A 12,298-nucleotide genomic window follows, 5' to 3' on the forward strand; every position below is an offset into this window, starting at 1 on the left:
CCCCGCACATGCGGGGCCTATCTCACACAGGATAAACGGGGGATCCTGACTTATTTCTGATCCCAGCTATCTTCCCACATGCAGTGCTTGATTTTGTGACGGTTAGCAATCAGCTCATCAATGCTAGGCTCGTCGTTCAACGCGCGTTTCAAGGCCAGCTTGATCGCTTCGTAGTTGTTTTTGTACAGATCGGCTTTGTCCAGATTGGCTTCTTTGGCACAGCCCGGATCAATCCACAGCAAGGCAATAATGCACAGATCATTGACCAGCTCTTTAGGAACAATGCCTTCGATCACTGCATCGGTAATGCCATCAGCCACACCGGCTTGCACCACACCACCGAACAGTTCGATATTCAAGGAGTCTTTCAAGGTGACTTTTGGCACCATCATGGTCGCTGGGCGCACCATCTGGTTGATGTCACGCACGGCAAACATGGCTGTGTGGCCTTTGGTTTGCGCCATCATGTTCGCGAAAGCCGTACCCACTGGGCCGTCCACGGCACCGATCACGATTTCTGGCATCGCGGCAGTCACGTCCTTGCCTTCGGAAAACACGGTAGCTTCACCCGCTTTAAATACGATTTTTGACATGAGAATTCCTTTGTATGTCTGGATGTTGGAGAAAATTCAAACCGTGATTATATCAGTTCAAGCTGCATATCGACATGCAGGATATTGGCATCCAGATACGGCTCGCTGCAAACAACAAACCCGGCTTGCTCATAAAAACCAATTGCATGCCTCTGCGCCGACAAGCGCACATCGCTGAGCTCCCATTGCCGACAGATCTGTATTGCCTGCAACAGCATGGCCTCGCCAATTCCTCGCCGCCGCCATGCGGGCAATACCGCCATGCGGCCTATATAGCCCCCGGGCAGAACGCGGGCGCACGCCACGGCATCATGCGCGTAATGCGCTAACAGATGCACTGCAGTGTCATCCGCAGCATCCCACTCCAGCGCTTCGGGCACCTGTTGTTCATCTATGAAGACCTGTTGCCGTATCCGGCTACAGTCTGCCCATAAAGGATCTTGCTTACTCAGTGTACTGATTCGGAGCTCAACGCGCTTTACAGACATGACAGTCTCCAGAGCAAATATTGCAATTGTCACAGCCCGCAGGCATCATACATCCTTTATTAAAACAGGATTTGAGGAAAAGTTATGTGTCGTTTTCAAACCGCAGCGGCCAGAATTTTACTGGGGCTGGTGTTTTTTGGGGTGGTGATTTTAAAGCTGATGGCCATTTTAAATACGCCTGATGGTTATCTGCAATACCAAATGATGTTAGGGCAATTTGGCCTGCCAGCCGTCTTTGCACCACTGCTGATTTTCATTCAGTTTGTGTTTGGCCTGTTGCTGATCGTGGGGTACAAAACCCAACTCTCTGCGCGCGTTTTAGGCGTGTTGGCGGTATTTATGGCACTGGTGCTGGGCCAGGCTTCGCTGGACGCGTTTTTTGCCTACCTGGGCATCGCCGGTGGCATGTGGTTGTTGAGTATTTATCCGCAAACTGCTTGCAGTCTGGATAACCGCAAAAAATAAACGATTCAGTCGTAAAAAGCCGGGTTAGCCCGGCTTTTTTTATCCCTTGATTTTGATCCCCAGCTGTTTGAGCTTGCGATAGAGGTGTGTCCGCTCCAGCCCCGAAATTTCTGACAACCGGCTCATATTATTTTTGACCAGCCGCATGTGGTACTGGAAGTAAAAACGCTCAAAGTCATCGCGCGCTTCACGCAAGGGCTGATCCAGATTAAGCGGCATATGCTGCTCGGACGACTCGCCGCGCTGTCCTTGAAAATTGGCCAGAACACGCTGCACATCGGTCTGGGTAATGCTTTCACCCAAACTCGTCATGAGCAGGTTCTGTACCACGGACTCCAGCTCGTCCAAATCACCTGGCCAGTCAGCATTGCGCAGCGCATTCAGCGCCGCCACATCAAACGCCTTGTAGTCAATCTTGCTGGCTTCAACCATCAGGGTCGCCATCGCATTGACCAGATCGGGAATATCCTCTTTGTGCTCATCCAGGCAAGGCACCTTCACCGCTGACCCGGCCAGCGTTTGCAGCAAGGCCTGCTCCAGCATGGCTTTTTCAATCAGTTGCGGCAAGCCATGCTCACTGGCGCAAATCACGCGTACCCCGTATTTTTCGGATTTATTGATGAGCAGGTGCAGGCCTTTTTGTTCGGTCTTGCCCAGTCTGGTGACTTCATCGACAAACACCACGCCTTCACGGGCCTGCTCGAGAATTTCCATCGGTGCGGTGACCAGCTTCTCATACTCGGTCAAGGCCACCCACGGCGTATTCTGCGGACGCAAAAACTTGGCGCACAATGGCACGCTGCCACCTTTTTTACCAATCAGGAACAAGGTGTTTTTATGGCGCGCCAGCTGCTCCAAGCGCTGCTTGAGCTCCTGAATGACGGCACTTTTGCCAAAGCTGGACAGGTTAATTTCGGTATGCGCCAGATGCTCGGTATGTTTGATCGCTGCGCCTACGGTTTTGAGCAGCTTTTGCAAGGCAATCGGTTTTTCGAGGAAGTCGAACGCTCCGAGTCGAGTGGCCTCGACCGCGGTATCTATGGTGCCATGCCCTGACATCATGATCACCGGCATGGTCAGCAAGCCGGCATTGGCCCATTCTTTAAGCAGGCTGATGCCATCGCAATCGGGCATCCAGATGTCAAGCAACACCAGATCCGGTCGCTGCTTGAGCCGCTCGTCCCTGGCAATTTGTGCATTTTCTGCCAGGCGCACGACGTGCCCCTCATCCCGCAAGATATCGCTTAATAACTCCCTGATGCCGATTTCATCATCGACGACCAAAATATTACGTGAAGCCATGGTACTTCCTTACACGATGCGCTCAACGCGCCGACGTTGTTGTTGTTTATCGACCGGCAAGCTGATGGTGACGCTGGCGCCCCCTTGTGGCAGATTATCAATGCGTATCTGTCCACGCTGCTCTTCTATCATTTTTTTGACAATGGCTAATCCCAACCCGGTACCGTGTGACTTGGTTGTGACGTAAGGTTCAAACACCCTCGCCATCACCTCGGTTGGAAAACCACTGCCGTTATCCGTCACTGACAATTTTATACGCTCGCCATCATAATCGGTCAAGATCACAATTTGCGGTTGTTCAGTTTGCACCAATGCATCCTGGGCATTTTGCAGCAGGTTATGCAGGATTTGGCGCATCATGGTGGCATCGGCATAAATCTCGGGCAGCTGCTCATGCAGGGACAGTACCAGCTTGACCACAGAGGCGTTATAAAGGCGGCTCACATCGCGGATCAAGGCATTCAAATCCAGCCTTACCAGTTGGGCGGCAGGCGTTCTGGCATACTCACTAAATTCGTTGACCATATTCTTCATCGCCTGCACCTGGTTGACGATGGTATCGGTAGACTTAAACAGCATCTCCGCATCCTTTTCTTCCAGTTTGTCGCGCAGCTTCAGCTGCAAGCGCTCGGCAGACAGCTGTATCGGTGTCAGCGGATTCTTGATTTCGTGCGCCAGCCGTCTGGCTACCTCGGCCCAGGCGGCATCGCGCTGGGCTTGCGCCATGGCGGTCACATCATCAAACACCACTACCAGGCCGTGCCCCGCCCCTTCCGGCAACCGCGTCACCCGCAGCATCAGCATCTGCTTGCCATGCACCCCTTCAATTTCGATCTGGCTGCTTAAATGCCGCTCATGGTGGTCAAATTGCAACGTATCTTCATAGTGCTGCATCACCAACGCTGTAAAAGGCGTGAGGTAATCATTTTCGGCCGCAATGTCGGTAAAGACTTTGTTTTTAAAGCCCACCAGCGAAATCCCCAAAATATTGGTGGCAGCCAGATTGTAAACACGCAGCTCCGCCTGTTCATTAATGGTCATCACGCCTGAGCTCAGGTGCGACAAAATAGCTTCCAGGTAGGCACGTGCAGACTCCACATGCTGACGGCTCTGTTCGGAGGCATTTTTCGCTTCCTGCAACTGTCGCGTCATGCTGTTGAACGACTTCACCAGCACACTAAGCTCATCCTTGCCAAATGAGGGCAGCTGCTGCGAATAATCGCCACTGGCAATCAGCCGCGTCCCTTCTGCCAGCACCGTCAAGGGTTGCGCCATGCGCCGACTCAGTGCAAATGCGATGGTCAATGCGCCCAGCATGGACAGCAGCAAAATCATGGTCAGCGTCAGCATGAAAATGTCTTTGAGTGACTGCCGGCTGTACGACAAGGTCTGGTACTCGCGGTAGACCTCCTGCACCGATTCGGCAGTATTCGAGAGCGCCTTGGGCACCGGTTGCATCAATTGCAGAATCCGCATCTCGCCCGTGATCCCCAAGGACTCCACCGGAATCAGCACACGCATGTACAGGCCTTTGCCGGGGATAGGCTCGATTTTGCCGTAGATACGGCTACGTGCCTGGCGCAACTGCGGCACAGAAGGCAGCTCAGGTAAAAAGCTGCTGGGGTCAGAGCTGCTGACAGCCAGAATCGCACCTTGCGGGGTCAGTAATGCCGCGTCCTGAACGCCGGCTTTTTCACGCAGATCGTTCAGTTGTCCATAATGTGAGCGGGCCGTTTGCAGTGATAGCGAGACCGCCATGCTTTGCGCCTTTTCCTTGACGTCCTCCAGCATGATATCCAGCGCCCGTTGCCCCAAATTCAGCCCCCCATCGAGTGCGGATTCGACTTTGACGTTAAACCAAGACTCAATCGAGCGTGATAGAAAATTCACGGAAACCAGATAAACGATCATGCCTGGAATCAACGCCATCAGGGCAAAAGACACCAGCAATCTGAAATTCAGCTTGCTGCCTACCTGTTTGGCTTTGGTGGTCTGGTAAAGATGGCGTAACTGATAGGCAATCACCCCCAGCAACAACACGGCGAGGCCAGCATTGATATACAGCAGGATCAGGTAATAATCCCCACTGATGGCGGTGTTGGCACTGGCGAGAGACAGCAGGTACAGCAGGGCTGCCGCCAGTAGAATGGACAAAATCAGGACATACCGCATAGGGCTAACGCTGGGTGTCCTTTACCCACCAGCTAAACGTCGGCGTGACCAGCTCCCAGTCACTTTCGCCCAGGGCATCCAGCTGCAAGGCTTTAGGCAGCTTGCTGGTATCCAGATGCATTTTCAGCGCCGCCTGATAGGGCTGATTTTTTTCTAGTGTGGCATGCGGCGTCAAGCGCCAGTCGCGGATCAGGCCCAACTCACGCCTGGCTTCAGCCAGGCTGTCGAATCCTTTTTGCTGTTGCGGATAATTAAGCAGATATTGCTTGGTCAGCGCGTGATAGTTGAGCGTGACGGCGCGACGCTCGGTCACCACCTCATCATCAAACCAGTACTTCATGGGTTTGATGATCTGGCATTCATACAAAAACGTCAGGGCGATGCCCTTACTCAACGCTTCCTCAAGCGCGCGGCCAAAATGGATGTCCAGATCCGCATCCAGCGCCCAGGTATCTTCACGCAATACCAGCTCGGCACTTTTGACATGGGCATGATTGTTATTGGCAGCCAGTGCCAATGCTGTCATGGTCAGCAGAAAAAAAAGCGCCGAATAATATTTAATGTTTTTGTAAAAGCGCATAAAACAATCCGTCATGCGCGGCAGTGGGCAGCAATTGCCCGCCAATTGACTGCTGGCAAGGGAGGCCCGAGGCATCAAACTGCACTGGCAACCTGACCGCATCTGCATGCATGGTTAAAAACTGTTGAATCTGCATTTCATTTTCTTGTTGAAAAATCGAACAGGTGACGTACAGCAATTTACCGCCTTTTGCCAGCATATGCCACAAATTCAATAATATTTGCTGTTGCATCTGGGCAAATACCGTCAAATCCTGTGGCCGACGCAACCATTTCATATCGACATGCCTGCGCACGATGCCTGAGGCGCTGCAGGGCACATCAGCCAGAATGCGGTCAAATAACTGACCATCAAACCAGTCGGCTTTTGCCGCATCGCCTGTCCTGACCTTGGCTTGCAAGCCCAGACGCTGCAGGTTGTCGTGGACGCGGCGCAGGCGCTCTGCCTCCACATCCAGGGCAAGCAAGTCAATATCACTGGCTTCAAGCAAGTGACAAGTTTTACCGCCCGGCGCGCTACAGGCATCCAGCACGCGCATGCCTGCTTGCACATCCAGCAAAGGAACCGCCCACTGTGCGCCGGCATCCTGCACACTGAGCCAGCCTTGATCAAAATGCGGCAGCTTGTGCACCGGCAACGGCTGCTGCAACTGAATCGCCGTACCGCCCAACGCTTGCGCCGCAATCCCCGCATCATCCAGCGCCTGCATGTAGCTGGCGACATCCGTTTTGCGCTGATTAATGCGTAATGTCATGGGTGGGTGGCTGTTGCCTACGGTCAGAATCGACTGCCAATGCTGAGGATATTGTTGTTTGAGGGTATCAATCCACCATTGCGGATAGTTAAATTGCACCGTTTCCGACTGGCTCACTTGCGCCTGCAAGGTTGACCGTTGGCGCAAAAAATTACGCAATACCGCATTGACCAGCCCTTTTGCCCAGCGCAGCCCGGTTTTGCCCGCAGCTTCCACAGCCTGATTGACCACCGTAAAATCATCTTCTGCCCCATGCAACAGCTGCGACAGGGCAACCAGCAACAGCGCATGTACACGTGCATCCGTCACTGGCTTGGCCGTCAGCGCCTGCAAATAAGCCGCGGCTTCGGCATACAAGCGCAAGGTGAGGTAGCTGTAATCCTGTGCAGCCGCCTGCTGTTGCGGCGTCGCCGACTTGACCCTGCGCAATGCCTTGGGCATGGAAACAGTCAGGTTATGTCCGGCCAACACTTCGGCCACCGCAGATGCGGCTATGAGCTGGGCAACTTGCAAAAGAATACTCTGGTGAAAAAAAGACTATTCTACTTGATGCGCCCAAAATACACAGACAAAAACTCACGCAATAAAAAAGGCTTTCTTGCGAAAGCCTTTTTTGTCTGTTGAAATCGCGTTTAATACTGGTTAGCCAACGCCAGCAAACGGCGGATCCGCTCTTCGGTCTGCGGGTGGGTGCTGAACAACCCCGCCAGGTCTGCGCCTGATAAGGGGTTGATAATCATCATCTGCCCGGTTTCCGGGTGTTGCTCGGCAGTCATATTGGGAATCTGGTGCGCATAATTGTGGATTTTCTCCAGCGCGGCTGCCAAGGCTTTCGGGTCGCGGCTGATCTCAGCCCCCATGCGGTCTGCTTCATATTCGCGCGACCGTGAAATCGCCATCTGGATCAGCGAAGCGGCCAACGGTGCCAGAATCATAATCAAAATACCAATAATGGGATTGGGTCGGTCTTCGCCCTCCCGATGCCCGCCAAACATCAGACCAAATTGCGCAATCGATGAAATGGCCCCGGCCACGGTGGCGGAAATAGTAGAGATCAAGGTATCGCGGTGTTTCACGTGCGCCAGCTCATGTGCCATCACACCGCGCAATTCGCGCTCACTCAAAATCTGCATGATGCCGGTAGTAGCTGCCACGGCAGCGTTCTCGGGGTTGCGGCCGGTAGCAAACGCATTCGGCTGGCTTTCATTGATCACGAACACACGCGGCATGGGTAGTTGGGCCCGCTCGGCCAGCTCTTTGACCATGTTGTAATAGTTGCGGAACTGCCCATTACCAAAATTATTTTCAGCATTGATCTCAACTGCGCCATACATTTTCAGCACCGCCTGGTCGCTAAACCAGTAGGCATAGAAGTTCATGCCGCCTGCCAGTAACAGCGCCAGCAACATGCCGCCCTGGCCACCCAGCGCGCCGCCCACCGCAACAAACAGGGCAGTAATCGCGGCCATCAACACAAAGGTTTTGGTCCAGTTACCTAACATAGTGACTCCTTCACAATTCGGTGAGTAATATCGACTTTAATATGCGGGGATGACAGGCATTTTTCAATGCCTGCACCAGATTGACTAGAAAAAGCGGTCGCCCACTTGCACATGCTGACCTTGCACAAACTGTTGTGCCGTTTGGCGCTTGCCACCCGGCATCTGCAACTCATGCAGTTCTAATGCGCCTTCGCCACAGGCCACCTGTAGCGGATGTGTCTGCAACACAGTGCCTGGCTCGCCTTGACCCGCCACGGCTTGAGCAAACCACAGTTTGCAGACTTGATCATTAAATTTGGCTGTAGCCACCGGAAAGGGATTAAATGCACGAACCTGACGAGACAGTTGCTGGGCAGATTGCGTCCAGTCAATGGCAGACTCGGCTTTTTCCAGCTTGTGCGCATAGGTCACCAGCGTCTCGTCCTGTACTTCAGAGGCCAGGCAACCGGTATCTTGCAAGGTCTGCATCGCCTCGACCATCAAGCGCGCGCCTTCGCGACTGATCGCATCATGCAAGGTCTGCGTGGTATCTGCCGCAGTAATCGCCACCGACCATTTACTGATCATATTGCCGGCATCCAGCTTGGGCACCACCTCCATGATGGTGACACCCGTCTCGGTGTCCCCGGCCAGAATGGCCCGGTGGATGGGCGCAGCCCCGCGCCAGCGTGGCAGCAAGGAGCCATGGATGTTGTAACAGCCTCGCGTCGGGATGTTCAGCACCGCGGTCGGAATAATCAGGCCATAGGCCGCAACGATCAGCACCTCGGCGTTGACCGCTGCAATCTCGGACTGCACCTCGGCGGGCTTAAGGCTTTCTGGCTGAAAAACACGTAAGCCGTGTTGCAAGGCGAGCTGTTTGACCGGACTCGCTTTTAACTGCATGCCACGGCCCGCGGGGCGGTCTGGTTGCGTCAACACCATGACAATGTCATGGCCCGCGTCTATGAGTCCTTGCAAAGCCGGTACTGCAAACTCCGGGGTCCCGGCATAAATAATACGCATGCAACCTTCCTGACTTAATAACTGTTGCGCTCGATTTCGCGCGCGTGCTTGACCATTCTGGTCCGGATACGGTTACGTTTGAGCGTGGAGAGATACTCCACAAACACCTTGCCCAGCAAATGATCCATTTCATGCTGGATACAGACGCTCAGCAAACCATCCGCATCCAACCTGAAAGTGTTGCCATGCACATCTTTCGCTTCGACGGTAATAAATTCAGCGCGCGTCACACTTTCATAGATGCCGGGCACTGACAGGCAACCCTCTTCATAATCCTGGCTACCTGACTGGGCAATGATTTTAGGATTGATCAGCACCAGCAAATCGTCTTTTTCCTTGCTCAAGTCAATCACGATCAACTGGATGTGCTGGTCGACCTGCGTAGCAGCCAAGCCTATGCCTGGCGCATCATACATGGTCTCAGCCATATCGCTGACCAGTTGCTGTAATGCCTCATCAAATACTTGCACCGGTTTGGCCACCGTATGCAGGCGTGGATCCGGATATTGCAAAATTGGAAGTAGTGCCATGCTCTACAAATCTTTCCATTCAAATAGTTTGTGCAAAAACAGGGCAAAACGCCTGCTTTTTCACCTTGATCAGAACTTTAAAGCCATGCTAGATTGGTTGATATTGCGCAGTGGCTGTGCGCAGGTACAGCCCATCCATTTGTGTCGCATAAAACAGAGACGCCACATGACGAAAATTGTTCAAATTATAACCTCGCTTGCGCTGGCTTGTAGCAGCTTATTGTTACAGGCAGAAGAAATTCCGTTGCGGCCGCAGCACCCCGACCGGCATGTCGTCGTCAAAGGCGATACCTTGTGGGATATTTCGGCCAAGTTTCTGAAAAATCCATGGCAATGGCCACAGATTTGGCAATTAAACCGGTCTAGCATTAAAAATCCGCACTGGATTTATCCGGGGGATATCATCGTGCTCGACACCAGCAGCGGGCAACCCGTACTCAAACTGGTGCGCGAATCTGTCACCCTGGAGCCTGGCATGATCGTCACGCCAATCAAAGGCGATGCCATCCCCGCCATACAACCCAACATCATCCAGCCGTTTTTGACCAAGCCCATGCTGATTGCGCCAGAGGCGCTCAAGTCAGCACCCAGAATTGTGGCGGCGCAGGAAGAACGTGAGATTCTGAGCCCAGGCACACGCATTTATGTGCAGGGCCTGCCAGACGCTCCACGCAACGCCTGGGCAATCTACCGCGAGGGGGAGGCGATCAAAAACCCTGAAAATGGTGAGCTGCTGGGCACAGAAGCGCATTATCTGGGGGAGGCCAAACTGCTGCGCTCAGGCCAGCCTGCCACCTTGACCGTAACCCAGGCCAAAGAGGAAATTGCGGTTAAAGACAAACTGATTGCGATGGAAGACTCCCTTAGCCCGCCTTATCTGCCACATGCGCCCGAAGGCCAGATTGAAGGCCAGATTGCACGCGTGAGCGAAGGCATCAACGAGACTGGCTATGGCCGTGTGGTGGTGCTCAATCGCGGCGAAGCGCAAGGCCTGGAGCGCGGTCACGTGCTTTCGGTGCTGCGCAAAGGCGCCAGCATGGTAGACCCCGAATCAGCAGACCCTAAACATCCGGTCATGATCCAGTTGCCGGATGAGCCTGTCGGCTTGGTGATGGTCTTCAAAACCTTTCCCAAACTGTCATACGCGCTCGTCATGCAGGCCTCGCAACCTATCCATGTGGAAGACGTGGTGCGTACCCCCTGATCTCCGCACTGATGGTCACAGATCCTGAAGAGAGCGCAGCCTGGATTGCCTTAAGCCTGGTCGAAGGGCTGGGCAGTGTCACCTATTGCCAGCTGTTGCTGCACTTTAAAACCCCGCAGGCGATTCTGGCCGCCTCCTACAGCAGCTTGTGCGAACTGGTCAGCAAAGACGTCGCCGAAGGGATACAAAAAGCGCCAGAAGACCCGCATATTGCCAAGACACTAGACTGGCTCTCACAACCAGATAACCACCTGATCACACTGGCGGATGCCTACTATCCGCAACGCCTGCTCAGCATAGACCAGCCGCCGCCCGTGCTCTATGCCAAAGGCAACCTGCAAATGCTCAAGCGGCCTGGCCTGGCCATTGTCGGCAGCCGCCACGCCACACCGCCGGGCGAGTCTACCGCCGAGCAGTTTGCCGAAAGCTTGTGCCGGGCCGGATTTGCCGTGGTCAGCGGGCTAGCATTAGGCATAGACGGCGCCGCACACAGAGGCGCGCTCAAAGCAGATGGTGCCACGATTGCCGTGGTCGGCACCGGGCTGGATATTGTCTATCCGGCACGGCATAAAGCCCTGGCCCACCAGATTGTGCAGTATGGCTTGTTGCTCTCCGAGTACCCGCTAGGGACGCCATCTTTGACGCACAACTTTCCCAGACGCAACCGTATTATCAGCGGCCTGTCTGAAGGCTGTCTGGTGGTAGAGGCCAATATTGATAGCGGCTCACTCATCACTGCTCGACTAGCGATCGAACAGGGCCGTGAAGTCTTCGCCATTCCGGGCTCTATTCACTCGCCGGTGTCCAAAGGGTGCCATGCGCTGATCAAACAAGGGGCAAAGCTTGTCGAGTCCACCGAGGACATTGTCAGCGAATTGAAGCATGTCCGCCTGCCCAACCCCGCACTTTCGATTAGCCCGAATGGGTCACTACCCGATTGGACTAATCTACCCGCCGAAGCCAGTCCTGTCCTGGCTTGCATGGGGTTTGACCCCATCTTTGCAGAGCTCATTGCGGCCCGCGCCGGGTTGACGCCCGAACAAGTTTCCACCATGCTAACACTACTTGAATTAGAAGGTGTGGTCAGCCATCTCGCCAACGGCCAATTCCAGCGATTGGTTTAAAGCTCGGTTCAGACCCACCCCAGTATCGCTGCTATTCACTACTAATAGCGGAGCAGCGTGTTTGAGGAGAATTTAGACATGTTGGAAGTACTGATATTTATCTATCAAAATTATTGGGATAAGCATGATGCGCTTGAGCTGAAAGAAACAGACGAAACCATCATGGCCTATGAGCTCTCCCAGGCCGGGTTTAACCACCAGGATATTTTACACGCCGTGGGCTGGGTGAAAGACCTGCGTCGCTCGGTGCAACAGCCGCAATACCAGCACGACCCGTTTGCGATTCGCGTATTTTGCGAGATGGAACGCAACAAGATTAGTGACGACAGTCTGAACTTTCTGGGCTTGCTACAAAGAAGCGACATCATCACGGCTTATGAGCGCGACCTGATTATTGATCGTGCCATGGTCTTGCCGCAAGAAACCTTGAGCATGGAAGATATCCGCTGGATCACCATGATGGTGCTGTGGGACGAAACGCGCAAGCAGGATTACCTGTTTGTTGAAGATGCCTTGTTTAACCCGCAAGGTTTGTCATTGCAATAACCCAACAGAGCGACACAAAAAAAGCGCGGCTGA

At 53.7% G+C, this 12,298-nt stretch carries 13 protein-coding genes; 4 read left to right on the forward strand and 9 right to left on the reverse strand.

Annotated features, from left to right (window positions below):
* Window positions 1–50 precede the first annotated feature (50 nt).
* Window positions 51–593 (reverse strand): formaldehyde-activating enzyme, encoded by a 543-nt coding sequence (fae, locus tag AACH41_RS12730; protein ID WP_313985285.1) that lies wholly within the window; start codon window positions 591–593, stop codon window positions 51–53.
* Window positions 594–640: 47 nt separating this feature from the next.
* Entirely contained in the window at window positions 641–1,081 is a 441-nt protein-coding gene (locus AACH41_RS12735; protein ID WP_338655489.1) for a GNAT family N-acetyltransferase, read from the reverse strand.
* Between the two features lie 84 nt (window positions 1,082–1,165).
* Here AACH41_RS12735 and AACH41_RS12740 point away from each other — a divergent pair, with 84 nt between their 5' ends.
* Entirely contained in the window at window positions 1,166–1,546 is a 381-nt protein-coding gene (locus AACH41_RS12740; RefSeq protein ID WP_338655491.1) for a DoxX family membrane protein, read from the forward strand.
* A gap of 39 nt (window positions 1,547–1,585) precedes the next feature.
* Here AACH41_RS12740 and AACH41_RS12745 read toward each other — a convergent pair whose 3' ends face one another.
* The 7 genes from AACH41_RS12745 to def all read right to left on the reverse strand — a co-directional run bounded on the left by AACH41_RS12745 (window position 1,586) and on the right by def (window position 9,391).
* Window positions 1,586–2,848, reverse strand: a complete 1,263-nt coding sequence (locus AACH41_RS12745; RefSeq protein WP_194748818.1) for a response regulator — start codon at window positions 2,846–2,848, stop codon at window positions 1,586–1,588.
* Between the two features lie 9 nt (window positions 2,849–2,857).
* Window positions 2,858–5,020: an ATP-binding protein gene (locus AACH41_RS12750; RefSeq protein WP_313985275.1), complete on the reverse strand. Its 2,163-nt coding sequence runs from the start codon at window positions 5,018–5,020 to the stop codon at window positions 2,858–2,860.
* 4 nt (window positions 5,021–5,024) lie between these two features.
* On the reverse strand, window positions 5,025–5,600 hold the full coding sequence (locus AACH41_RS12755) for a DUF4390 domain-containing protein (protein WP_194748820.1): 576 nt from the start codon (window positions 5,598–5,600) through the stop codon (window positions 5,025–5,027).
* A complete protein-coding gene (rsmB, locus tag AACH41_RS12760; protein WP_338655497.1) occupies window positions 5,578–6,867 on the reverse strand; it encodes a 16S rRNA (cytosine(967)-C(5))-methyltransferase RsmB in 1,290 nt (429 codons plus the stop codon). The genes AACH41_RS12755 and rsmB overlap by 23 nt, the downstream gene beginning before the upstream one ends.
* Window positions 6,868–6,986: 119 nt before the next feature.
* Window positions 6,987–7,856, reverse strand: coding sequence for a zinc metalloprotease HtpX (htpX, locus tag AACH41_RS12765; RefSeq protein ID WP_194748822.1), 870 nt, complete (start codon window positions 7,854–7,856; stop codon window positions 6,987–6,989).
* Window positions 7,857–7,940: 84 nt separating this feature from the next.
* Entirely contained in the window at window positions 7,941–8,861 is a 921-nt protein-coding gene (gene fmt / locus AACH41_RS12770; RefSeq protein ID WP_338655500.1) for a methionyl-tRNA formyltransferase, read from the reverse strand.
* 14 nt (window positions 8,862–8,875) lie between these two features.
* On the reverse strand, window positions 8,876–9,391 hold the full coding sequence (gene def / locus AACH41_RS12775; RefSeq protein WP_194748824.1) for a peptide deformylase: 516 nt from the start codon (window positions 9,389–9,391) through the stop codon (window positions 8,876–8,878).
* 166 nt (window positions 9,392–9,557) lie between these two features.
* Here def and AACH41_RS12780 point away from each other — a divergent pair, with 166 nt between their 5' ends.
* The 3 genes from AACH41_RS12780 (at window position 9,558) to AACH41_RS12790 (ending at window position 12,265) form a co-directional block, all read left to right on the forward strand.
* Window positions 9,558–10,595 (forward strand): LysM domain-containing protein, encoded by a 1,038-nt coding sequence (locus AACH41_RS12780; protein WP_194748825.1) that lies wholly within the window; start codon window positions 9,558–9,560, stop codon window positions 10,593–10,595.
* A gap of 11 nt (window positions 10,596–10,606) precedes the next feature.
* Entirely contained in the window at window positions 10,607–11,719 is a 1,113-nt protein-coding gene (gene dprA / locus AACH41_RS12785; protein WP_338655501.1) for a DNA-processing protein DprA, read from the forward strand.
* Between the two features lie 78 nt (window positions 11,720–11,797).
* Window positions 11,798–12,265, forward strand: coding sequence for a DUF494 domain-containing protein (locus AACH41_RS12790; RefSeq protein WP_338655503.1), 468 nt, complete (start codon window positions 11,798–11,800; stop codon window positions 12,263–12,265).
* Window positions 12,266–12,298: the final 33 nt, after the last annotated feature.

It is taken from the genome of Methylophilus sp. DW102 (assembly GCF_037076555.1).
In the GTDB taxonomy this organism is placed as follows: domain Bacteria; phylum Pseudomonadota; class Gammaproteobacteria; order Burkholderiales; family Methylophilaceae; genus Methylophilus; species Methylophilus glucosoxydans.